This is a genomic window from Streptoalloteichus hindustanus, from assembly GCF_900129375.1.
Lineage (GTDB): Bacteria > Actinomycetota > Actinomycetes > Mycobacteriales > Pseudonocardiaceae > Streptoalloteichus > Streptoalloteichus hindustanus.
On sequence record NZ_FQVN01000012.1, the window covers coordinates 44,142 to 66,847 of the forward strand.

Sequence of the window (22,706 nt, forward strand, 5' to 3'; positions counted from 1 at the left end):
AGCTACACAACCCGGGGTTCTTTCGCACCCATCGGTGCGGGCCAACGGGGCTTGCGGGCTCGTTCGTTCGCTACCAGCATCGGCTTCCCGCGCTGGTCCCGCAGATCGAGCGACACACCCACAGGGGGGTGTTCGGGTTCGCCGGGCGCCCCGTTCGGTGAGACACGAGACGCAAGCCGTACGTACGGATTGCGTAGCCAACGCGGGGCTGACACGATCGACCGGTGCCCCGGGTGAGCCAGGACCACCTCGACGCGCGTCGCCGCCAGATCCTCGACGGCGCACGGTCCTGTTTCGCGCGCTTCGGGTACGAGGGTGCCACGGTGCGCCGGCTGGAGGAGGCGACCGGGCTGTCCCGTGGAGCGATCTTCCACCACTTCCGGGACAAGGAGACGTTGTTCCTCGCGCTCGCCGAGGACGACGCGCGGCGGATGGCCGACGTCGTCGCCGAGCAGGGTCTGGTCCAGGTGATGCGGAACCTGCTGGCGGAGCGCGCCGACACCGTCGGCGAGCACCCGGCCGAGTGGCTGGGCACCCGGCTGGAGGTCTCCCGGCGGCTGCGTACCGACCCCGACTTCCGCGCCCGGTGGGCCGAGCGCTCCGAGCAGCTCACCGCCGCCACCCGCGCCCGGTTGGAACGGCAGCGTGACGCCGGCAAGCTGCGCGACGACGTCGACGTCACCGTGCTGACGGCGTTCCTGGAGCTGGTGCTGGAGGGCCTGGTGTCGCACCTGGCCATGGGCCTGCCCGCCGACGACCTGGACGTCGTGCTCGACCTGGTCGAGGAGAGCGTGCGGCGGCACCGCAGGGCCGGCGCCGTCCTGGACTGACCCGACCCCATCCCGCCGGACCCCATGCCGGCAGCCCTCATCCGAACAACCCGGACCCGTGACCCGGCGGGCGATTCGGGCCAGGATTGCGCTCAGGCGGCGGTGTCCGGCAACGACTCGCCCAGCCCCGGCACCGCGGTCACCCCCTCGGCGACCAGGTCGAAGGCCCGGTCCACCTCGGCCAGCAGGTCGCCGCCGCCCCCGGAGCGCAGCCAGCGCACGACCACGGCGACCAGCGCGCCGACCAGCGCGCCGACCGCCGCCGTCACCAGCGCCTCATCCGTCCCCGGCCTCAGCCGGGCGGTGAGCACGGCGACCACCTCGACCTGCGCCTCGGACAGCCGCACCAGCGTCTTGGCCCGCACCTCGGGCACCGAGAAGATCATCCGCAGCCGGTTCCGCTCCCGCTCGCCGGGGGCGACGATGGTCTCGGCGACCACCTGCCGGATCGAGCTCCGGAGCTGGTCGAGCAGCGGCGCGTCCGGCGGGGCCGCCCGCAACCCGGCCAGGAACAGCTCGAACCGCTCGTCGGTGCGGACGAACGCCACGTCCTCCTTGGACCGGAAGTGGCCGAAGAACGTGCGCGGCGAGACGTCGGCGGCCGCCGCGATGTCAGCCACGGTGGTGGCGTGGAAACCGCGCTCGACGAACAACCGCAGGGCGGCGTCGGCGAGCGCGTGACGGGTCCTGTTCTTCTTCCGTTCGCGAAGTCCTCGCTGCTCGGTCATCGGCCGTTATCGTACGGCGTTCAACGCATTTCGGCGTTCCCTGAATTACGGTCCGCACCCGGTCTTCCTCCGCCGACCGGAGGCGGCCGAACCGACGGTCAGCGCAATTCTTCGGACCGGCTCGAAACACTCGTGAGCGATGGTAGGGCGAATTGCCGCCAAGCGCGGCCCGAGCGGGACGCGACCACGAGGAGGACGCGGGTGCCCATGACCGAGCCGGCGGGGCGGGGGCGTGCCCGCGTACCTGGTCGCGGCGACGCTCACCCGGTTGGCCAGCGAGATGCTGCCGTTGACCGTGGTCCTGCTGGTGCTGGACCGGGGCGGCGGCGAGAGCGCCGCCGGGTGGACGGTGGCCGCCTACACCCTGCCGGCGGTCGTCTCCGGACCCCTGCTCGGCGCGTGGCTCGACCGCACCCGGCACACCCGCGCGGCCCTGGCCGCCAACCAGGTGCTGCTCGCGGTCGCCGCGCTGGGACTGCTGGCCTCGGCGGGGCGCGCGCCGGCCGCCGCGGTGTCGCTGGCCGTCCTCGCCGGCGTGGCCTCCCCGATGACCAGCGGCGGGTTCAGCAGCCTGGTGCCGAGGATCGCCCGGGGCCGGGAGTCCGCCGTGGTCACCGCGTGGGACGCCGCGACGTTCAACGCGGCGGCGATCGCCGGTCCGGCGCTGGCCGGCACGCTCTCTGCCACCGTCAACGCGGGGAGCGCGATGGCGGTGACCGCGGTCTGCGCGCTCGCCGGGCTGGCCGGCACGGCGTTGCTCGCCTTCGACCGGCCGCACGACCCGGCCGACCGGACGGCGGAGCGCGCCGCCCGCCCGTCCTCCGACGGCTCCGGGCGGCCGCGCCAGTCACCTCCTCCCCCGCTCCTCGCCTCGGTGGTCGCGGGCACCCGCCACCTGCTGCGGACGCCGCCCCTGCTCGGGGCGACCGCGACGACGGTGCTGGGCTTCGGGTCGACCGGTCTGCTGACCCTGGCGCTGCCCCTGCACCTGCGGAACCTCGGCGCCGAGGCCGGGGCCGCCGGCTGGGTGTGGGCCGCGCTGGAGGTCGGCTGCGCCGCGAGCACGCTCGTCCTCGCGCGGTGGATCGGGGCCCGGCGACCGGAGAACGTCGTGTTCGCGTCGACCGCCGGCTACGGGCTGGCCCTGGTGCTGTGGCCCCTCGCGCCCACCCCCGCGCTGCTGGTGGTCGCCGGTGTGGTCACCGGGCTGGTCGAGGGCCCGACGCTGCCCGCGGTGATCTCGGCGCGCCGCGCCCACACACCCCCGGAGATGCTGGCGCAGGTGCACACCACGGGCGCGAGCCTGAAGGTCGGCGCGTACGCCCTGGGCGCCGCGATCGGCGCCCGGCTGGTCCCCGAACTGGGGTCGTCGGCGACCCTGGGCATCGTGGCGGGCTGCCAGGTGGTGGCCGCGCTCGTCGGGTGGTCGCTGGCGCGCACGAGGTCAGGCAAAACACGCACATCGACGGACAACACCGACAGAAATGCGTGAAATTGAGTGAAAAATCGCCCTAGAATGCACGAGCACGCATAAACGGCCGTGTCCCATCCCGGAGCCCCCGTGATCCTCACCGTCACGCTCAACGCCGCGCTGGACACGACCTATCACGTGGACCGGCTGGTTCCGAACAGTTCGCACCGCGTCAAGGAGATGCACGGCCGCGCCGGCGGCAAGGGCGTCAACGTCGCCCGGGTGCTCCACACGCTCGGGCACCCCGTGGTCGTGACCGGCTTCGCCGGCGGCGCGACGGGCGCGGCGGTGCGGGCGGACCTGGCGCGCGCCGGCCTGGCCGACGCCCTGGTCGACCTGGCCGGCGAGTCCCGCCGCACGGTCACCGTGGTCTGCGCGGCCGAGGGGGACGCCACGGTGTTCAACGAACCGGGGCCCCACGTCGCCGAGGAGGACTGGCGGCGGTTCCTGGCCCGCTTCGCCGCGCTGGTCCCGGACGCGGCCGTGGTCGTGCTGTCGGGCAGCCTGCCCCCGGGCACCCCCGTCGGGGCCTATGCCGACCTGACCCGGATCGCCGCCGAGCACGGCGCACGCACCGTCGTCGACGCCGAGGGCGAGCCGCTGCGCCTGGCCGTCGCCGCCCGACCGGACGTGGTCAAGCCGAACGCGGCCGAGCTCCGGGCGACCACGGGCGAGGCGGACCCGGACGCGGGCGCGGCGCTCCTGCGGGCGGCCGGCGCCCGCGCGGTCGTGGCCTCGCTCGGGGCGGCCGGCGTGCTCGCGGTGACCGACGAGGGGACCTGGCGGGCCACGCCGCCCGAGCGGGTCGCCGGCAACCCGACGGGTGCGGGTGACGCGTGCGTCGCCGCCCTGGCCGCCGGCCTGCGGGACGGGTTGGCCTGGCCGGAGGTCCTGCGCGCGGCCGTCGCGCTCTCCGCCGCCGCCGTCCTCCACCCGGTCGCGGGCGGCTTCGACGACCGGGCGCGACGCCGGTTCCTCCCCGACGTCGACGTCCGTCCTGGCTCCGGATCGCCCACCTGACCAGCGTGACCTGCGCCAGCGGTCAGAACGGAACCGAAGGTCGGACGAAGCGGGGGTCAGGACGAGGGAGGCTCCAGGAACCCGTGGTCGCGCTGGGCGGTGGGCATCACGGCGTACTCGACGACGGTGACCTCGGCCGGCAGCGCGAGCACGTGCAGCACCGCCCTGGCGATCTCCGTCGGCGGCAGGCCCTCCTCCGCCAGCCGCGCCGCGAGCTGCTCCCGGAACGGGCTCTCCGGTTCGCCGTCGGCGATCCCGGTCCGCACGAACCCGGGCGCGACCGTGGTCACCCGCAGCCCCCTGGGCTGGAGCTCCATCCGCAACGCCTCGCCCAGGGCGTGCACCGCGAACTTGGTCGCCGCGTAGGCTCCGCTGGCCGGCCCGGCGACCCGGCGGCCCGACATCGACGACACGTTCACGACGGAGGGCGCGCTGGCCGCGAGCAGGTGCGGCAGGGCGGCCCTGGTGACGGCGAGCAGGCCGACCACGTTGACGTCGAACAACATCCGCCACGCTGCGGGGTCGGTGTCCGCGAGCAGCCCCGGCCGGGTGATCCCGGCCGAGTTGACCAGCGCGTCCAGGCCGTCCAGCCGGTCCGCCGCCGCGGCCACGGCCTCCGCCACGGCCTCGTGGTCGGTCACGTCGGCCGCGACCGCCACCCCGTCGATCTCCTCGGCCAGCGCGGTCAGCCGGTCGACCCGCCGCGCCAGGACAGCCACCCGCGCGCCCGCTAGGGCCGCCGCTCTGGCCACCGCCTCGCCGATGCCCGAGGACGCGCCGGTCACGAGCACTTTCCTGCCCCGCAGGGAGATCTCCGACAGCGGTCCCGCCGCGCCATGGGAAGCGGACGACGCGGCCGACGACGCCGGCGAGGACTCGGGTACGGCCACCACCGCGCCAGGCTAGGCCGGCGCCCGCCGGCGGAAGCGGATCTTGGACGCCGCGTCGGGTCGGACCACCCGCCGGGGCGACGCGATCACCAACGGGACGCGCGCCCCTCGCCCGGCATGATCATCCACAGCAGCAGGTAGACCAGCACCTGCGGGCCGGGCAGCAGGCAGGACGCCACGAACGCCAGCCGCACGAGCGCCGGGTTCCAGCCGTACCTCCTGGCGATGCCCAGGCAGACGCCCGCGATCCACCGCCCCTGCCTCGGCCGCGTCAGACGCGCGAGTTCTCCGGCCATGCCAGGACCGTAGTCACCCGTCGGGCGCACCGCCGGGTGAACGCCGTCCGCCTCACCCGTCCAGCCCTTTACGGCGTTCACGCACCGCCGCCATCGTGGAGGATCACCATTCCCCGTCACGGCGTCGACCCGCCGGAGGGAGTAGCCATGCCGGCCACGAGGCTGCGGAACGCGTTGTCGCTGTGGACGACGAGGACCGTGCTGCGGGCGCACTCGTTGTTCGGCGACCCGTTGGCCCAGGTCATCTCGCCCAGCAGCGCGGTCCCCCTGGTCGACGCCTACCGGCGGGTCCGCCTGGCCGGGCCGATGGCCCGCAGCCGGCTGGGCGCCTGGGCCACGGCCCGCTACTCGGTGGTCAGCCAGCTCCTGCGCGACCCCCGGTTCGGGGTGGTCGCCTTCGCCGGCGACAGCCGGGGGTTCGTCCCCCAGCCGAGGGTCGGCGGCGACGCGCTGGTGCACCCGATCAACGACTCGTTCCTGTCCCTGGACCCGCCGCGGCACACCCGCCTGCGCCGGCTGGTCGCGCCCTGGTTCACCCCGAGGGCGCTGCGGGCCAGGACCGACCGGATCGAGGGGGTGGTCCGGCGTCGGCTGGACGCGCTGGACACCAGCCAGCCGGTCGACCTCATGGCGGACTTCGCGACGTCGGTCCCGGTCGAGGTGATCTGCGACCTGCTCGGCGTCCCGCGGCCGGAGCACGAGCGGTTCGTCGCGTGGGGGCAGGTCCTGGCCACGGCGCTGGACGGCCTGTTCGAGCTGCGGGAGCTGGACCGGCTGCACGCCACGATGGTCGAGATGGAGGCGTTCTTCCGGGAGCTGACCGACTTCCGGCGGCGCAACCCCGGCGACGACGTGGTCAGCGAGCTGGTGCGCAGCAGCGGCGAGGACGACCAGGTCACGGCGCACGACCTGCTGGCGACCAGCGAGCTGCTCCTGGTCGCCGGCTTCGAGACCACGGTCAACCTGATCGGCAACGGGGTGCTGGCGCTGCTGACCCACCGGGAGGCCCGGGAGCGGCTGGTCGCCGACCCCGGCCTGGCGGAGAACGCGGTCGAGGAGGTGCTGCGGCACGACTCCCCGGTGCAGTTCACCGCGCGGGTCGCCAAGGAGGACCTCGTCTTCCACGGCGCGCGGCTGCGCAGGGGCGAGCCGGTCCTGGTGCTGCTCAGCGGCGCCAACCGGGACCCCTCGGTGTTCCCCGACCCGGACCGCTTCGACGTCGATCGGGCGAACGCCCGCGACCACCTGTCGTTCTCCGGCGGCGTCCACTACTGCCTCGGCGCGGGGCTCGCCCGGCTGGAGGGCGCCGTCGCGGTGCGGGAGCTCTTCACGCGCTTCCCGCGCCTGGAGCTGGCCGGCCGGCCCCGGCCCCGGGCCACCAAGCTGATCCACGGGGTGCGCGACCTCCCCGTGCGGTGCCACGAGCCGGCCGGCGCGGTGGCGCCGCCGTCGGCGGCGCCGGCCTGATCTCGGCCCCAGCTCCGCGGCCCTCAGCTCTCGTCGCTCTCGTCGGACCTCCGGGTCCCGGCACGTCGGGGTGCGGTCGTCCGCTCAGCCGGCGTCGTCGGTGGCCGCCGGGAGCCGCAGCCGCACGACGCCCGAGTCCAGGTCCAGCGGACCGTCCGCCGCCTCGTTCTGCTCACGCCGGTAGAACTGCGTCCACTGGCGTTGCTCCCGCTCGAACCGCGAGCTCGGATCGAACAACTCCCCCAACGACATGTGGCCACGGTACGCGGCGAGCGCACCGTGGCCACAGGGTCGAACGGCGGGTGGGGACGTCGGGCGACGTCAGATCACGCCGTGCATCAACTTCTTGATCCGCTTCGCGCCGATCCAGATCAGCACCGACAGCGCGATCGCGCAGAGCGCCAGGATGCCGAAGTAGGCGAGCTCGTTCTCGGCGGAGTAGAACGGCACGACCTGCGCGGCGATGCCGTAGCCGGCCGCCGTGGACAGGAACCACATGCCCATCATCTGCGACAGGAACGCGGCGGGCGCGAGCTTGGTGGTCATCGACAGGCCGACCGGGGAGAGCAGCAGCTCGGCGACGGTCTGGATGCCGTAGACCAGCAGCAGCCACATCGGGCTCACCTTGGTGGTGGCGTCGCCGAACAGGGCGACCAGCGCCAGCACGCCGAAGGACAGGCCGACCGTGGCCACCGCGACCGCGAACTTGCGCGGGGTGGACGGCTGCCGGGTGCCCAGCCGGAGCCAGATCCACGCCACGATCGGCGCCAGCACGATGAGGAACATCGGGTTGACCGACTGGAACCAGGACGCCGGGAACTCCCAGCCGAAGACGGTCTTCTCGACCCGCTCGTCGGCGTAGATGTTCAGCACGTTGGCGGCCTGCTCGAAGATCAGCCAGAACAGCGCCGAGGCGATGAACAGCGGGATGTACGCCTTGACCCGGTCCCGCTCGACCTTGGTGGTCTTCGGGCTGCGCAGCATCACGGTGAAGTAGATGACCGGCAGCACCATGGCGGCGATGGAGATCGCGTTCTTGATGCCGTAGGCGGTCAGGGTGCCGGTGAGGAACATGACCACGCCGACGACCAGGATCGCCCCGACGGACATGCCGATCCGGCCGTACGCCTTGGACCGCTCGTCCGCGGTGAGCGGGTTGGACGGGGTCGCGGCGGCGGCGCCCAGGTGCCGCGCGCCCAGCTTGTACTGGATCAGGCCGATCGCCATGCCGACCGCGGCGGCGCCGAAGCCGACGTGCCAGTTGACCTTCTCACCGAGGTAGCCGGTGACGAGCTGGCCGGAGAACGAGCCGATGTTGATGCCCATGTAGAAGAGCGAGAAGCCGGAGTCCCTGCGGGCGTCGGTCTTCTCGTAGAGGCTGCCGACGACGCTGGAGATGTTCGGCTTGAGCAGGCTGCTGCCCAGGATGATCAGCAGCAGGCCGAGGAACACGCTGGTGGAGCCGAACGGCAGGGCCATGCAGATGTGGCCCGCCATGATCAGCACACCGCCGTAGAAGACCGAGCGCTGCGACCCGAGCAGTCGGTCCGCGAGCCAGCCACCGGCCAGCGCCGACATGTAGATCGCGGCGCCGTAGACGCTCACCAGCGAGCTGGCGAGCGGCTTCTCCATACCGAGGCCGCCGTTGGCGACCGACGCGGAGAGGAAGAACACCAAGATGGCGCGCATCCCGTAGTACGAGAAACGCTCCCACATCTCGGTGAAGAACAGGGTGGCCAGACCGCGTGGGTGGCCGAAGAAGCTCCGGTCGTCGTTGACCGGGGCCGCTGTCGCCGTGGCGCTCACGGTGTGTTGTCCTCTCGTGCCTCGACCGCGCGGCCGGCCGTAACCGTCCGCGCACGACGGGCGGAGGCTACGCCGGTTGGCGAAGCGCTCCGAAATCATGGACACGGAACGTGGTCCAGACCACATTCCGTCAGGTTGGACCGCATTCTTCATTGTCCAGTGGCCACGCCGCACTCCTGATGTTGCACTGCTCACATGGATTTGCTGAATGCGTACGACCGGGCGCTGGCCGGGTTCGGCCGACGGGTGCACCGGGTGCGGGCCGACCAGTGGAACGCGGCTACCCCGTGCGCGGAGTGGACGGTGCGCGATCTGGTCAACCACCTGACGTCCGAACAGCTGTGGGCGCCCTGGCTCCTGCGCGGCGCCACCCTCGACGAGGTGGGCGACCGGTTCGACGGCGACCAGCTCGGCGACGACCCGCCCCGGCGGTGGGACCGGGCGGCCGGCGTCGCCAGGGAGGGCTTCCACCGGCAGGGGGCGCTGGACGGCACCGTGCACACCAGCGGCGGCGTGCTCCCCGCCAGGGACTACGGCTGGCAGATGACCACCGACCTCACGGTGCACGGGTGGGACCTGGCCAGGGGCATCGGTGACGACGACACCCTCGACGAGGAGCTCGTCGAGGCGGTGTACGCGGCGGTCCGCCCGCAGGTCGACTCCTGGCAGGGGATCGGGATCTTCGACCCGCCCGTGCCCGTGCCGGACTCCGCCCCGACCCAGGACCGGCTGGTGGCCCTGCTCGGTCGCCGTCCGTAACCACACGGCCGGTCCCGGCCAGCCCGCTTCTGTCACGTTCCGGTACGAGATCACCCGTTGGTGGTTACCCTCCGGCACGGAAGCAGGAGGTGTCCGTGGCCGCTCGTCAGACCACGCTGGTCCAGGTCGCCGAGCACGCCGGGGTCTCGTTGGCGACCGCGTCCCGGGTGCTCAACGGGAGCGGCCGCAGGGTGAGCGCCCCGCTGCGGGAGCGGGTGCTGGCCAGCGCCAGCGCGCTCGGGTACCGGGCCAACGCCTCCGCGCAGGCCCTGGCCCGCAACAGCAGCAACCTCGTCGGGCTGGTCGTGCACGACATCTCCGACCCCTACTTCTCCACCATCGCCGCCGGCGTGACCGAGGTGGCCGAGCGGGCGGGGCTGGTCGTCGTGCTGGGCACGACCGGCCGCGACCCCGACCGCGAGCGGTCGCTGCTCGCGACGTTGCGGGCGCACCGCGCGCGGGCAGTGGTGCTCGTGGGCAGTCGCGCCGTCGACCCGGCCGCCACCGAGCGCCTGGCCGCCGAGATCCGCTCGTTCGTCGCCGAGGGCGGTCGGGTGGCCTGCGTCTCCCAGGCCCGGCTGCCCACGGACACCGTCGTGCCGGCCAACCGGGCGGGGGCGGCGGCGCTGGCGGGCGAGCTGGTAGCGCTGGGCCACCGCCGGTTCGCGGCGCTCGCCGGGCCGACCACCCTGGTCACGGCGACCGACCGGCTGGCGGCGTTCCGCGCCGGCCTGGCCGAGGCCGGGGTGGAGCTGCCGGCCGAGGCGGTGGTGCACGGGGAGTTCACCCGGGACGGCGGGCACGCCGCCGCGCTGGAGCTGCTGGCCAGGCGGACCGGCGCGACCTGCGTGTTCGCCGTGAACGACGTGATGGCCGTCGGCGCCGTGGCGGCGCTGCGGGAGCGCGGGGTGCGGGTGGCCGGGGACGTCTCGGTCGCCGGCTTCGACGACATCCCGACGCTGCGGGACCTCGTCCCCTCGCTGAGCACGGTGCGCCTGCCGCTGGCCGAGATGGGGCGGTGCGCGGCCAGGATGGCGCTCGACGAGCCGCCGGCCGCCGAGCACCGGCAGGTGTCGATGCCCGCCGAGGTCGTCCTGCGGGAGAGCACCGCGGCCCCTGGTGTCGGCCTGCGCTGAGAGCTCGTCTCGGAGCCTCGGCCGTCGACCGGACCCGCGCCCTGGCTTGGCGAGTCGCCGGCGGCTGGCGGTCGAGTTGACCAACGCCGCAGGTGGGGGCGGTCTCCCTCACCCGCGCGACATGGCCCAGGTCACTGATCGCGGTGGAAATAGTTCAACTTTCAACCTCGTTCCGGTATCCGTGCGCCGCGGCGGACGTCGCGGCCGAACAGGCGAGACACGGAACGGGAGAACGACCATGACCACGCTCGACCTCGGGCTGTTGGTGCTCCGCGTCGTCGTCGGCCTGCTGCTGGTCGGCCACGGCGCGCAGAAGCTGTTCGGCGCGTTCGGCGGCCACGGGCTGGCCGGCACCGGGGGCTGGCTGGAGTCGCAGGGCTTCCGCCCCGGCCGGGTGATGGCGCTGCTGGCCGGGCTCGGCGAGGTCGCCGGCGGGGCCGGGCTCGCGCTGGGCCTGCTCACCCCGCTGGCCGGCGCCGCGGTGATCGGCACCATGGTGGTGGCCGCCACCACGCACGCCGCGAACGGCCTGTGGGTCACCCAGAGCGGGTACGAGTACGCGCTGGTGCTGGCCGTGACCGGCGCGGGCCTGGCCCTGACCGGCCCGGGCTCGGTGTCGGTGGACGCTTTGCTCGGCATCGACCGGCCGGCGCTGGGCTGGGCGCTCGCCGCCGTGGCGCTGGGTCTGGTGAGCGGCCTGGCGGTCGGCGGCCGCGCCGCCGCGGTGCGTCGGGCCGGCGCCAACGCCGCGTGACCACCGCCTGAGCGCTGGCACCCCTGCTGGCACCGCCGGGCGCGCCTGAGGCACGCCCGGCAACGCCCAGTAGCACTGCCTCACCCATGGGATCGGCCGCCGGACGTCGGACACGGAATGTCCTCCGTCCGGCGGCCTTTCCCCACTCGGCCGGCTCATTCCGTTCGCGCGACGGAATCCCGCTTTCCTTACTCCACGTTTACACTGGCGGACAGATATTGCCCGCTCACGACGAGGAGTGACGCTTTCCGTGCGCGACGCGCAGTCACCTGGCTGCAGTAGTGGGCCGGGATCACCCGGCTGCCACAGGACTCCGGACGCCGACCTGAGGGGTGCGCGGTGACCGGAATCGCGATCACCCTTCTCGGTCTGCTCGTTGTCGGCGTGTTGACGCTCGGCACGGCCGTCTTCGTGGCCGCCGAGTTCTCGCTCACCGCCCTGGAACGCAGCCAGGTCGACACCCACGCCCAACAGGTCGGCGACGCCAGGGCGCGCAGCGTCCAGCGCGCCCACCGCACGTTGTCCTTCCAGCTCTCCGGCGCCCAGCTCGGCATCACCGCGACCACCCTGGTCACCGGCTTCGTCGCCAAGCCGGCGATCGCCGCGTTGCTGGAGCCGGGCCTGACCGCGTTGCGCGTGCCGGCCGCCGTGGCCGAGCCGGTCGCGCTGGTGGTGGCCCTGCTGCTGGCCACCGCGCTGTCGATGATCTTCGGCGAGCTGGTGCCGAAGAACCTGGCGATCGCCCGGCCGATCGCCACCGCCCGGGCCGTCGCCGGCGCCCAGGCGGGCTTCTCCGCCGCGTTCCGCTGGCTCATCCACTGGCTCAACGGCTCCGCCAACTGGGTCGTGCGCCGGCTCGGCGTCGAACCGGCCGAGGAGTTGCGCTCCGCGCGCTCCCCGCAGGAGCTGGGCTCGCTGGTGCGCAGCAGCGCCGCGCAGGGCACCCTCGACCAGGGCACCGCGACGTTGCTGGACCGCTCCCTGCGCTTCGGCGAGCGCACCGCCGACGAGCTGATGACGCCGCGCGTCCAGGTGGAGGCGCTGCGGATCGACGCGTCCGTGCTCGACCTCATCGCCGCCGCCCGGCGGACGGGCTTCTCCCGGTTCCCCGTGCACGCCGGCGACCTGGACGACATCAAGGGCGCGGTGCACGTCAAACAGGCGTTCGCCGTACCCGCGGCGCAGCGCGACACCACCCCGGTGTCCGCGCTCACCCGACCGGTGCCGACCGTGCCGGAGACGCTGGACGGCGACGCCCTGCTGGACCGGCTGCGCGGCTCCGGCCTCCAGATGGCCGTGGTCGTCGACGAGTACGGCGGCACGGCCGGCCTGGTCACGTTGGAGGACCTGGTCGAGGAGATCGTCGGCGACGTCCGCGACGAGCACGACCGGCTGGAGGTCGCGCCGGTCCGCCCGCTGGGCCGGGCGAGCTGGATGGTCTCCGGGCTGCTGCGCGGGGACGAGGTGGCCGAGGCCACCGGCTTCCGCATCCCGGACGGCGACTACGAGACGCTCGCCGGGTTCGTCATCGCCCGGCTGGGCCGCATCCCGGCCGTGGGCGACGACGTGTGCCACGACGGCTGGCGGATCACGGTGATGCGGATGGACCGCCACCGCGTCGCCGAGCTGCGCGTGTCCCTGGCGCCGGAGCGGTCCGAGCCGGAGCACGCCCGCCGTACGCAGGGGGCGACCCGGTGAACGACCTCGTCTCCCTCTTCCTCGCGATCCTGCTGCTCGGCGCGAACGCGTTCTTCGTGGGCGCGGAGTTCGCCCTGATCAGCGCCCGCCGCGACCGGCTTGAGGCGCTGGTGGAGTCCGGGCAGCCCCGGGCCCGCACGGTGATGTTGGCCGGCGAGCGCATGTCGCTGATGCTGGCCGCCGCCCAGCTCGGCATCACGGTCTGCTCGCTGGGCCTCGGCGCGCTGGGCGAGCCGGTGATCGCCAGCCAGCTGGAGCGGCTGCTGCACCCGTTCGGCGTGCCCGGCGCGGTGGTGCACCCGCTGGCCTTCGTCGTCGCGTTGGCGATCTTCTCGGTGCTGCACGTCGTGCTGGGCGAGATGGTGCCGAAGAACATCGCCATCGCCGGGCCGGAGCGCACCGCGTTGCTGCTCGTGCCGGTCCTGGTGGGTTTCGTCCGCCTGGTCCGGCCGGTGATCTCGCTGCTCAACGTGTGCGCCAACGGCGTGCTGCGGGTGGTCGGCGTGCGCCCCAAGGACGAGCTGGACACCGCCTACACCCGCGACGAGCTGGCGGAGATGCTCGGCGAGTCGCGGCGGGAGGGCCTGCTGGACGAGCCGGAGCACCGGCGGCTGGCGCAGGCGCTGTCCTCCGCCGACCGGACCGTGGCCGACGTGCTGGTGCCCATCGACCAGGTGCGGACCGTGCCCGAGCGCCCGACCGTGGGCGACGTGGCCACGGCGGTGTCCACCACCGGGTTCTCCCGCTTCCCGCTGCGCAGGGCCGACGGCCGGCTGGTCGGCTACCTGCACGTCAAGGACGTGCTGGAGCTGGCGGGCGCCGACCCGGCGACGCCGGTGCCGCGCTCGCGCGTGCGCGGCCTGCCGGACCTGCCGGCGGACGCCCGGCTGGACGAGGCGCTCTCGGCGCTGCGGCGGGCGCGCAGCCACCTGGCCCGCGCGGTGGGCGAGGACGGCGCGCTGCTCGGGGTCGTGGCGCTGGAGGACCTGGTGGAGGAGTTCGTGGGGACGGTGCGGGACGGCACGCACGTCAACGGCGCCGCCCGCTAGCGCTCTCCTCGACGCGCCCGGGGTGTCCCGGGCGCGTCGAGGCCGTCACCGACCGACGTGGGCGACACCGCGAACCACTCCTTCGGGGCGACGACGTACCGTTGCGGGGTGGTGTCCGGTCCGATCGTGCTCGACGAGGCGACCTGGCACACCCGTCGGGAGGAGCACCTGCGTCGGGTGCGCCGGTGGACCGCGCCGCACCTGCGCCGCCGCGCCGGCCTGGAGAAGCACCCGGTGCTGGACTTCCTGTTCACGTACTACTCGCACCGGCCGGCCCGGCTGGAGCGGTGGCACCCGGGGCCGGACGTGGTGCTGACCGGTGAGTCGGCCCGGGAGTACCTGTCGTGGACGGGCTACGCCGAGCACCCGGACGTGCCGGGAGGCGTGGCGCTCGACCCGGCCGCGTTCACCGACGGCCGGCGGCGCACCGCCGAGTTCGCGCTCGCCCTGCTCACCGCCACCGCGTCGCGGCCGGCGCGGCTGAGCTGCTTCGGGCTGCACGAGTGGGCGATGGTCTACCGGCTGGACCAGGACGAGGTGCGGCACGCGGCGTGGCCGCTGCGGCTGGGCCCGGCCGGCACCGACGAGGTGGTGGAGTCCCAGTCGATCCGGTGCGGGCACTTCGACGCGTTCCGGTTCTTCACCGAGCCCGCCCGGCCGCGCAACGCGCTCCAGCCCACGCGGGAGGACCAGCTCCGGCTCGAACAGCCCGGCTGCCTGCACGCGAACATGGACCTCTACAAGTGGGCGTACAAGCTGGACCCGTTCGTGCCGGCCGACCTGGTGGCCGACTGCTTCGCGCTGGCCGTCGAGATCCGGGAGCTGGACATGCGGGCCAGCCCCTACGACCTGGCCGCGCTGGGCTACCCGCCGGTGCGGATCGAGACGGCCGAGGGCCGGGCGGAGTACGCCCGCCGCCAGTCGGACTTCGCCAGGAGGTCGGCGCCGCTGCGCGCCCGGCTGGCCGACGAGTGCCGCCGGTTGCTGGAGTGGGGTCAGCGGCCGGTTACGCCCCGCGAGGACGCCCGCGACCACGTCGCTACGACGCGTGACCATTCTTGACCGTCCGCGTTCACCTGTTAGCGTGAAATGCGGGAACCAGTGCGGGATGTGCCGCGTTACTGCGAGTGCTGACCGTGCTCGGTCACAGAGCTTGATCACGGAGTGGAACCACGTGTCGCGGCAAGGGGGGCCTGTCGATGGGGCGACACCGGTCACGGAGCGCTGACGCGCGCCGGGGCATCGCGTGGTGGCCGCTGGCCGTGCTCGGCGTCGTCGCCCTCGTCGTGCTGAGCTACCTCGGGTGGACCTGGCTCGGCGGCCTGCTGGAGCGGCGCGCCGCCGCCGAGGCCCGCGACTGCGTCGAGGGCGAGGCCGTGCTCAGCCTCGCGGTCACCCCGAGCGCCGCCGGGCCGATCCGCGAGATCGCCACGGCCTGGTCGGACCAGCACCCCGTCGTCCAGGACCGGTGCGTCACCGTCCGGGTCGCCGAACTGGACTCCGAGACGGTGCTGACCGGCCTGACGCGGGGCTGGGACGAGGCGCGGCTCGGCCCGCGCCCCTCGGCCTGGATCCCCGACTCCTCGCTGTGGGTCCACCGGCTGGCGGCGCGCGACGCCGCGGTGCTGGGCTCCCAGCCCGAGTCCGTGGCCAGCAGCCCGGTCGTGCTCGCCGCCCAGGCCAGCGCCGCGCTCGCCCTCCAGTCCGGCGCTCCGCGCTGGGCCGACCTGCCGGACCTGGTGGCCGCCGGCGACGGCTGGGGCCGGTTCGGCCGGCCCGAGTGGGGCCGGTTCACCGTGGCCCTGCCCGACCCGCTCGCCGACCCGGCCAGCGCCCTCGCGGTGCAGGCCGTCCTGGCCGGCGCCCAGCAGCCGGGCACCGGGCCGGTGACCGCCGAGACGCTCCGGCAGGACGCGGCCAGGGACCGGCTCGCCCGGCTGGCCGCCGCCCGGCCCGCCGGCGTCCCGGCGAAGCCGAGGGACGCGCTGATCGCGATGGCCGCGAAGAAGGACGCGACCACCTCCGACGGCGCCCCCGTCAACACGACCGCCACGGCGGTGACCGAGGTCGACCTCTACCGGCGCAACACCGGCCAGGACGGCGCGGTGTCCCCGGACGAACCGCTCATCGCGGTCCCGGTCAGCGGCCCCACCCCGGTCGCCGACTTCCCGCTCGTCGCGCTGACCGGCCAGGGCCAGCGCACCGACAGCGTGCTGGTCCGGGCCGCGCAGCGGTTCCGGGAGTTCGCGCGGGAGGGCGACCGGCAGCGCGTCCTGGCGCTCGCCGGGCTGCGGGTGCCGTCGACCCAGGACCACCCCAGCTTCTCCCCCGGCCTGCGCTGGGAGCGGCTCGGCGAGCAGGTCACGGCCGCGGAGGCGGCGGTGTCCCCGCAGGTGGCCGCGGCGTGGGCGAACGCGACCGGCGGGCGGACGGCGACCTTCCTGGTCGACGTGTCCCGCTCGGTCGGCCAGGACGGCGGCGACGGGCGCAGCCGGCTGGACTGGCTGAAGTCCGCGCTGCGCGGCCAGGTCGAGCGCTCCTCGGCCGCCGCCGTCGGCCTGTGGATGTTCTCCAGCGGCGTCGACGGCGAGCGGCCCTACCGGCAGCTCGCGCCGACCGACCCGGTGGAGCGGCAGCGCGACGCCCTGCTGTCCGCGGTCGACCAGCTCCGGCCGTTCAGCGACAGCCAGCTCCACACCAGCCTGGTCGCCGCCTACCGGGACGCGGTGGAGCGGTTCCGCCCCGGACAGCCGAACCGGCTCGTGGTGGTCGTCGACGGCCCGAACGACAGCGGCATGTCCCTGGAGCAGCTCCGCACCGAGCTCGGCGCGCTCCGGAAGCCGGACCGACCGGTCGCGATCGACGTGGTCGCGTTCGGACCGGACCTGGACCGCGCCCAGCTCGCCGACCTGGCCCGAGCGGTCGACGGCACGCTGTCGGTCGTCCCGGACGCCCGCGCACTCGACGCCGCGATCAGCCAGGTGCTGTCCTCGGTGACCTGAGCCACCAGCCGGACGAGCAGCTCGGAAGTCGGGGCAGCGCCCCGGACAGGTAGGCCGCCCAGGCTGCCCCACGCGGGGCTGGTCACCCTCACCACGCCCTGCCGCTGGCCGAGCAGGTCGTACACCTGTCGCCCACCGACACCGACCTCTTGGACTCACCCGGTCTGGATCATCGACTCCACGCCGGCGGAGCGCACCCGTTCGACACCCGTCAGTGAACGCCCACCGTTGACCGGCCAGGTGCAATGCGACTGCCGCCACGCACTCGCGCTGGCTCTGGGGCCGCAGCCGCAGGGCTACACGCCTCCCACCGGACTGCCGGGCACCTGGGTACTGACCGACCCCAAGAGCGCCGAGCGGCAGGTGCTCATGGCGATCCGCGATCACCAGCCCCACCTGCTCGGCGACCGTCCCCGCCTGCTGGTCACCACCGATCAGGGCGACGTCTCCCACGCCGTCAACCACAACGAGACGCCCGGGCTGACCCGGCCTTCCTGCCGCAGCCGCGCGCCGCATCCCGGCCAGCCGAACTCGGTGGCTCAGCTCGGGGTGCGGAGGATGCCGTCGACCAGTCGGGTCATGGCCCACTCGAACTCCGCGCCGGGGTCGTCGGCGGTGAACGCGACGTGCGCCTCGACGTGGTGCTCGTCGAGGTGGTGGCCGAGCGGGTGCGCGTTGAGCAGGTGCCCGAGCAGCAGGTGCCACAGCGCGCGGTAGCCGCGCAGCGCCTGCGGCTCCGGGCAGCCGGCGGTGACGAGTGCGGCGAGCGCGGTCCGCGCGAAGCCCACCGCGCTGGGCGCCTCGATGTCGCCGTCGGCGATGATCCGCACCGCCCAGCGGTGCCGGGCGAGGTAGTCGTGCGCCGCGCGCCACAGGGTGAGCAGCCGCTGACGCGCGTCCCCCTCGGTCGGCAGCCGGGGCAGGTCCCTGGCGACGTCGTCGGCGAGCAGCTCCAGCAGCTCGTGCCGGTCGGTGATGTGCCGGTACAGCGAGGCCTGCCCGGTGCTCAGCTCGTGGCCGACGCGGCGCAGTGTGAGCGCGTCGAGCCCGTCGGCCTCGGCGATCCGCCTGGCCGTGGCCACGATCACGTTCCGGTTCAGCCGTTGACGTCCGTCGCGCACCCCCACACCCCGTGACTGTAGTGGGCGCCACCCTGTCGACCGAGTCCACCTTAGGCTAGCCTCACTTTTCGCGAACATCGTTCGCCTTTGGGGTGGTGTCGGCTCCCGACACCCGCCCGACCTGTCCCGAGGAGGTCCCGTGTCCCTGGCCGTCACCCCGCCCGCCCCGACGGGCAGGGCGCGCCCGAGCACGGCCGGCGTGCTGACCGCCCTGGTCACGACGGTCCTGTCCTACGGCCTGATGCAGACGATGCTGGTGCCGGCCGTGGGCGTGCTCCAGGCCGCCCTGTCCGCCGACACCCGGCTCACCGCGTGGGCCGTGCTCACCGCCCCGCTCCTGACCAGCGCGGTGCTCACGCCGCTGGTCGGGACGTTGGGCGACCGCCACGACCGGCGCCGGGTGCTGCTCGCGGTGCTCGTCTGCTTCCTGGTCGCGACTGTCGGCGCGGCCCTCGCGCCCGGCATCGGCGTGCTGCTCGCCTGCCGCGCGGTCCAGGGCGTCAGCCTCGCCGTGGTCCCGCTGTCCCTCGGCCTCGTGCGGGAGGCCCTGCCGCCCGACCGGACCGCCTTCGGCACCGCGCTCGTCTCCGGGATGGTCGGCGGCGGGGCCGGGCTCGCCCTCGTCGTCGGCGGGCTGATCTGCGACCTCGTCTCGTGGCGCTGGCTGTTCGTGGTCGGCGGCCTGGTCGCCGTCGCCGCGATCGTCCTGGTGGCGTGGTTCGTGCCCGCCGGGTCCGGCAGCGCCGACGGCCCGCTCGACCTCGGCGGCGCGGCCCTGCTCGGCGGCGGGCTGGTCGCGTTGCTCGTCGCGCTGACCCAGGGGCCGGCGTGGGGCTGGGCCTCCGCCGCCGTGCTGGGCCTGTTCGCGGCCAGCGCGCTGGCCCTCGCCCTGTTCGTCGTGGTGGAACTCCGCCACCCGCACCCGCTGGTCGACGTGCGCATGCTGCGCGGCGGGCCGCTGCTCGTGGCGCACCTCGGCGCGTTGCTGCTGGGCGCGGCGCAGTTCCTCACCTACGTGCTGGTGCCCCGGATCGCGCAGCTCCCGCACGGACTGCCCCCGGAGGCGGCGGGGCTGGTCGACTACGGCTTCGCGTTGTCGGTGACCGGCGCGGGGCTGCTCATGCTGCCGGGCACGCTCGTCATGCTGCCGGCGAGCGTGGTGACCGACACCGTCGAGCGCCGCCTCGGGCGCCGTGCTCCCCTCGTGTTCGGGCTGGCCACGACCGCGCTGGGCTGCGCGGCGCTCGCCGCGTGGCACGGCTCCGAGGGGGCGGTGGTCGTCGGCTACCTCGTGGCGAGCGTGGGCTTCGGGTTCGCCATGGCCGCCCTGCCCCGCCTGGTCAACAGCGCGGTGCCGGTGGCGCGCGGCGCGAGCGCGAACGGCGTCAACACCGTGGCGCGCACCGTCGGGGGCGCGCTCGGCAGCCAGCTCGCGGCGACAATGCTCAGCTCGCTGACCGTTCCCGGCGGACAGGCGCCCGCCGAGAGTGGTTTCACCGCGGCCTTCTGGGTCGCGGCGGGCGTCTCCCTCGTCGGCGCCGGCCTGCCGTTTCTCGTGCGGACGTCACCGGCCGACCGCCTGGCCACGACCGCGTGACCGCTTCCCCATCTGAGCCGGAACACGGGACGAGCCCGCCGACAGGTCGTCGACGGGCTCGTCCGCGTGCGCGGGGCTCAGCTTCCGGGGCAGCTCAGCTCTCGTAGGCGCTCAGGGGCGGGCAGGAGCAGACCAGGTTGCGGTCGCCCCTGGCCCCGTCGATCCGCCGCACCGCCGGCCACGCCTTCGGCTTGGTCGGCCCGGTCGGGAAGGCCGCCTCCGCCCGGGTGTACGGGTGGTTCCACTCGCCGGCCAGGCTGCCCGCCGTGTGCGGGGCGTTGCGCAGCGGGTTGTCGTCGGCCGGCCACTCGCCGGAGCCCACCCGGTCGATCTCCCGCCGGATCGCGATCATCGCCTCGCAGAACCGGTCCAGCTCGGCCAGGTCCTCGCTCTCGGTCGGCTCGATCATCAGCGTGCCGGCGACCGGGAAGGACATGGTCGGCGCGTGCAGGCCGTAGTCGGCGAGCCGCTTGGCCACGTCGTCCACCGTCACGCCGGTCGCCTTGGTGATCGGCCGCAGGTCGAGGATGCACTCGTGGGCCACGAACCCGCCCTCGCCGGTGTAGAGCACCGGGTAGTGCTCGTCCAGCCGGCGTGCCACGTAGTTGGCCGCGGCGACCGCGGTCAGCGTGGCCCGGCGCAGGCCGTCGGCGCCCATCATCCGGACGTAGGCCCAGGAGATCGGCAGGATCGACGCGCTGCCCCACGGGGCCGCCGCGATCGGGCCGACCCCGGTCTCCGGGCCGGCCGCCGGCTGGAGCGGGTGGTTGGGCAGGAACGGCGCCAGGTGCGCCCGCACGCCGATCGGCCCGACGCCCGGCCCGCCGCCGCCGTGCGGGATGCAGAAGGTCTTGTGCAGGTTCAGGTGGGAGACGTCCGACCCGAACTTGCCGTACTGGGCGAGGCCGATCAACGCGTTGAGGTTCGCGCCGTCGACGTACACCTGGCCGCCGGCGTCGTGCACCAGCCCGCACACCTCGCGCACCGTGTCCTCGTAGACGCCGTGCGTCGACGGATAGGTGATCATGATCGCGGCGAGGTCGGCGGCGTGCGCGGTCACCAGCTCGCGCAGGTGCCCCATGTCGATGTTGCCCTTGTCGTCGCACCGGACCACGACCACGCGCATGCCCGCCATCACCGCGCTGGCCGCGTTCGTGCCGTGCGCGCTGGCCGGGATGAGGCAGACCTCGCGCGCCTGCTCGCCCCGACTGCGGTGGTAGGCGCGGATGGCCAGCAGGCCGGCGAACTCGCCCTGGCTGCCCGCGTTGGGCTGCAGGCTCACCGCGTCGTACCCGGTGATCTCGGCCAGCCACCGCTCCAGGTCGGCCACGATCCGCAGCAGGCCGGCGGCGTCCTCGGCCGGTGCGAACGGGTGCAGCTCGGAGAACTCCGGCCAGGTGATGGGCTCCATCTCGGCCGTGGCGTTGAGCTTCATCGTGCACGAGCCGAGCGGGATCATGCTGCGGTCCAGCGCGATGTCCTTGTCGGCCAGCGACCGCATGTACCGCAGCAGCGCCGTCTCCGAGCGGTGCGCGTGGAACACCGGGTGCGTCAGGTACTCCGAGGTGCGGCGCAGCTCGCCGGGGATGCCGTCGGCCGTGTCCGCGTCCAGCGCGTCCACGTCCCGCACCTCGACGCCGAAGGCCCGCCACACCCGGTGGAGGTGCTCGCGCGTGGTGGTCTCGTCGCAGGCGACGCCGACGTGGTCGGCGTCGGCCCGGCGCAGGTTCACCCCGAGCTCGCGGGCGGCCGCGACGACCTCGTCGGCCCGGCCGGGCACGTGCGCGAGCACGGTGTCGAAGAAGTCGCCGTGCACGACCTCGACCCCGCCCTCGGACAGGCCGGCGGCCAGCACGGTGGCCATCCGGTGCGCCCTGGTCGCGATCGCCCGCAGGCCCTCGGGGCCGTGGTAGACGGCGTACATCGAGGCGACGACGGCGAGCAGCGCCTGCGCGGTGCAGATGTTGCTGGTCGCCTTCTCCCGGCGGATGTGCTGCTCGCGGGTCTGCAGCGCCAGCCGGTAGGCGGGGTTGCCGTCGGCGTCCACGCTCACGCCGACCAGCCGGCCGGGGAGCTGGCGCTCCAGGCCCTGGCGCACCGCCATGTAGCCGGCGTGCGGGCCGCCGAAGCCCATCGGCACGCCGAACCGCTGGGTGGTGCCCACCACGGCGTCGGCGCCCATCTCGCCCGGCGGGCGGAGCAGGGTCAGGGCGAGCAGGTCGGCGGCGACCACGACCAGCGCGCCGCGCTGGTGCGCCTCGGCGATGACCGACTCGTGGTCGCGGACCGCGCCGGAGGCGCCGGGGTAGGCCAGCAGCACGCCGAAGAAGTCCTCGCCGAAGCCGAGGCCCTCCAGGCCCTGGGACAGGTCGGCGACGACGACCTCGATGCCCAGCGGCTCGGCGCGGGTCTCGATGACCGCGATGGTCTGCGGCAGGGTGTCGGCGTCCACCAGGAACCGGTCCGACTTCGAACGGCCGGCGCGGTGCAGCAGCGTCATGGCCTCGGCCGCCGCGGTGCCCTCGTCGAGCATGGAGGCGTTGGCGATCGGCAGGCCGGTCAGGTCGCCCACGACCGTCTGGAAGTTCAGCAGCGCCTCAAGCCGGCCCTGGGAGATCTCCGGCTGGTACGGCGTGTAGGCCGTGTACCAGGCCGGGTTCTCCAGGACGTTGCGCAGGATGACCGGCGGGGTGAGCGTGCCGTGGTAGCCCAGGCCGATCATCTGCACCGCAGTCCGGTTGCGCCCGGCGAGCTCGCGCAGCTCGGCGAGGGCCTCGGCCTCGGTGGCCGGCTCGGGCAGCCGCATCGTGAGGTCGCGCTCGCGGATGCTCGCCGGCACCGCGTGGTCGGCCAGCTCCTCCAGCGAGCCGACGCCCACGACGTCGAGCATCCCGGCCAGCTCCGCGGGCCGCGGGCCGACGTGGCGGTCGGCGAACGGGGTGCCGCGCTCCAGCGCGGCCAGGGGGACGCGGTCCGGGGCCGGGAGTCCGGCGCGCGGGTCGCGCGGGTCGTTGCTGGCCTGCGTCATGTTTCGCCTCCGGCGTTCGGGGACGGGCGTGCGGAGACAGCTCCGCCTGCCCTC

Annotated in this window: 19 protein-coding genes; 12 read left to right on the forward strand and 7 right to left on the reverse strand. The window is 74.3% G+C overall.

Annotated features, from left to right (window positions below):
• The first annotated feature begins 224 nt into the window (after positions 1-224).
• The gene (locus BUE43_RS27500) at positions 225-830 is read left to right on the forward strand and encodes a TetR/AcrR family transcriptional regulator (protein WP_073488835.1); all 606 of its coding nucleotides are present in this window, start codon (positions 225-227) and stop codon (positions 828-830) included.
• Positions 831-922: 92 nt separating this feature from the next.
• Here BUE43_RS27500 and BUE43_RS27505 read toward each other — a convergent pair whose 3' ends face one another.
• A complete protein-coding gene (locus BUE43_RS27505; protein WP_073488837.1) occupies positions 923-1,558 on the reverse strand; it encodes a TetR family transcriptional regulator in 636 nt (211 codons plus the stop codon).
• Positions 1,559-1,790: 232 nt separating this feature from the next.
• Between BUE43_RS27505 and BUE43_RS27510 the strand changes: the two genes are divergently transcribed.
• Both BUE43_RS27510 and BUE43_RS27515 read left to right on the forward strand, forming a co-directional pair.
• On the forward strand, positions 1,791-3,050 hold the full coding sequence (locus tag BUE43_RS27510; protein WP_143174421.1) for an MFS transporter: 1,260 nt from the start codon (positions 1,791-1,793) through the stop codon (positions 3,048-3,050).
• Positions 3,051-3,119: 69 nt separating this feature from the next.
• On the forward strand, positions 3,120-4,049 hold the full coding sequence (locus tag BUE43_RS27515; RefSeq protein ID WP_073488839.1) for a 1-phosphofructokinase family hexose kinase: 930 nt from the start codon (positions 3,120-3,122) through the stop codon (positions 4,047-4,049).
• 56 nt (positions 4,050-4,105) lie between these two features.
• On the opposite strand, the gene BUE43_RS27520 is transcribed toward BUE43_RS27515, so the two are convergent.
• On the reverse strand, positions 4,106-4,942 hold the full coding sequence (locus tag BUE43_RS27520) for an SDR family oxidoreductase (RefSeq protein WP_083960232.1): 837 nt from the start codon (positions 4,940-4,942) through the stop codon (positions 4,106-4,108).
• An 83-nt stretch (positions 4,943-5,025) separates the two neighbouring features.
• Positions 5,026-5,235, reverse strand: a complete 210-nt coding sequence (locus tag BUE43_RS27525; protein ID WP_073488841.1) for a PspC domain-containing protein — start codon at positions 5,233-5,235, stop codon at positions 5,026-5,028.
• 147 nt (positions 5,236-5,382) lie between these two features.
• On the opposite strand from BUE43_RS27525, the gene BUE43_RS27530 reads away from it, so the two are divergent.
• Positions 5,383-6,702 carry a cytochrome P450 gene (locus BUE43_RS27530; protein WP_073488843.1) on the forward strand — a complete coding sequence of 440 codons (1,320 nt, stop codon included), beginning with the start codon at positions 5,383-5,385 and terminating at the stop codon, positions 6,700-6,702.
• A gap of 84 nt (positions 6,703-6,786) precedes the next feature.
• Here BUE43_RS27530 and BUE43_RS34410 read toward each other — a convergent pair whose 3' ends face one another.
• Entirely contained in the window at positions 6,787-6,954 is a 168-nt protein-coding gene (locus BUE43_RS34410) for a DUF6191 domain-containing protein (RefSeq protein ID WP_159447797.1), read from the reverse strand.
• A gap of 69 nt (positions 6,955-7,023) precedes the next feature.
• Entirely contained in the window at positions 7,024-8,508 is a 1,485-nt protein-coding gene (locus BUE43_RS27535) for a peptide MFS transporter (protein WP_073488845.1), read from the reverse strand.
• Between the two features lie 195 nt (positions 8,509-8,703).
• Between BUE43_RS27535 and BUE43_RS27540 the strand changes: the two genes are divergently transcribed.
• From BUE43_RS27540 to BUE43_RS27570, 7 genes are all read left to right on the forward strand, one after another.
• Positions 8,704-9,267: a TIGR03086 family metal-binding protein gene (locus BUE43_RS27540; protein WP_073488847.1), complete on the forward strand. Its 564-nt coding sequence runs from the start codon at positions 8,704-8,706 to the stop codon at positions 9,265-9,267.
• A 95-nt stretch (positions 9,268-9,362) separates the two neighbouring features.
• Entirely contained in the window at positions 9,363-10,403 is a 1,041-nt protein-coding gene (locus BUE43_RS27545; protein ID WP_073488973.1) for a LacI family DNA-binding transcriptional regulator, read from the forward strand.
• A gap of 238 nt (positions 10,404-10,641) precedes the next feature.
• Positions 10,642-11,157: a DoxX family protein gene (locus BUE43_RS27550; protein ID WP_073488850.1), complete on the forward strand. Its 516-nt coding sequence runs from the start codon at positions 10,642-10,644 to the stop codon at positions 11,155-11,157.
• 339 nt (positions 11,158-11,496) lie between these two features.
• A complete protein-coding gene (locus BUE43_RS27555; RefSeq protein ID WP_073488852.1) occupies positions 11,497-12,855 on the forward strand; it encodes a hemolysin family protein in 1,359 nt (452 codons plus the stop codon).
• Positions 12,852-13,904 carry a hemolysin family protein gene (locus tag BUE43_RS27560; RefSeq protein WP_073488854.1) on the forward strand — a complete coding sequence of 351 codons (1,053 nt, stop codon included), beginning with the start codon at positions 12,852-12,854 and terminating at the stop codon, positions 13,902-13,904. The genes BUE43_RS27555 and BUE43_RS27560 overlap by 4 nt, the downstream gene beginning before the upstream one ends.
• A 111-nt stretch (positions 13,905-14,015) precedes the next feature.
• Complete coding sequence (locus BUE43_RS27565; protein ID WP_073488975.1) at positions 14,016-14,966, forward strand: 3-methyladenine DNA glycosylase; 951 nt, start codon at positions 14,016-14,018, stop codon at positions 14,964-14,966.
• Positions 14,967-15,103: 137 nt separating this feature from the next.
• The gene (locus BUE43_RS27570; RefSeq protein ID WP_073488855.1) at positions 15,104-16,906 is read left to right on the forward strand and encodes a VWA domain-containing protein; all 1,803 of its coding nucleotides are present in this window, start codon (positions 15,104-15,106) and stop codon (positions 16,904-16,906) included.
• 539 nt (positions 16,907-17,445) lie between these two features.
• Here the strand turns inward: BUE43_RS27570 and BUE43_RS27575 are convergent.
• Positions 17,446-18,027, reverse strand: coding sequence for a TetR/AcrR family transcriptional regulator (locus tag BUE43_RS27575; RefSeq protein ID WP_200797684.1), 582 nt, complete (start codon positions 18,025-18,027; stop codon positions 17,446-17,448).
• A 139-nt stretch (positions 18,028-18,166) separates the two neighbouring features.
• Between BUE43_RS27575 and BUE43_RS27580 the strand changes: the two genes are divergently transcribed.
• Complete coding sequence (locus tag BUE43_RS27580) at positions 18,167-19,624, forward strand: MFS transporter (protein ID WP_083960234.1); 1,458 nt, start codon at positions 18,167-18,169, stop codon at positions 19,622-19,624.
• A 94-nt stretch (positions 19,625-19,718) separates the two neighbouring features.
• Here the strand turns inward: BUE43_RS27580 and gcvP are convergent, their stop codons facing one another.
• Positions 19,719-22,652: an aminomethyl-transferring glycine dehydrogenase gene (gcvP, locus tag BUE43_RS27585; RefSeq protein WP_073488860.1), complete on the reverse strand. Its 2,934-nt coding sequence runs from the start codon at positions 22,650-22,652 to the stop codon at positions 19,719-19,721.
• Between the last annotated feature and the right edge of the window lie 54 nt (positions 22,653-22,706).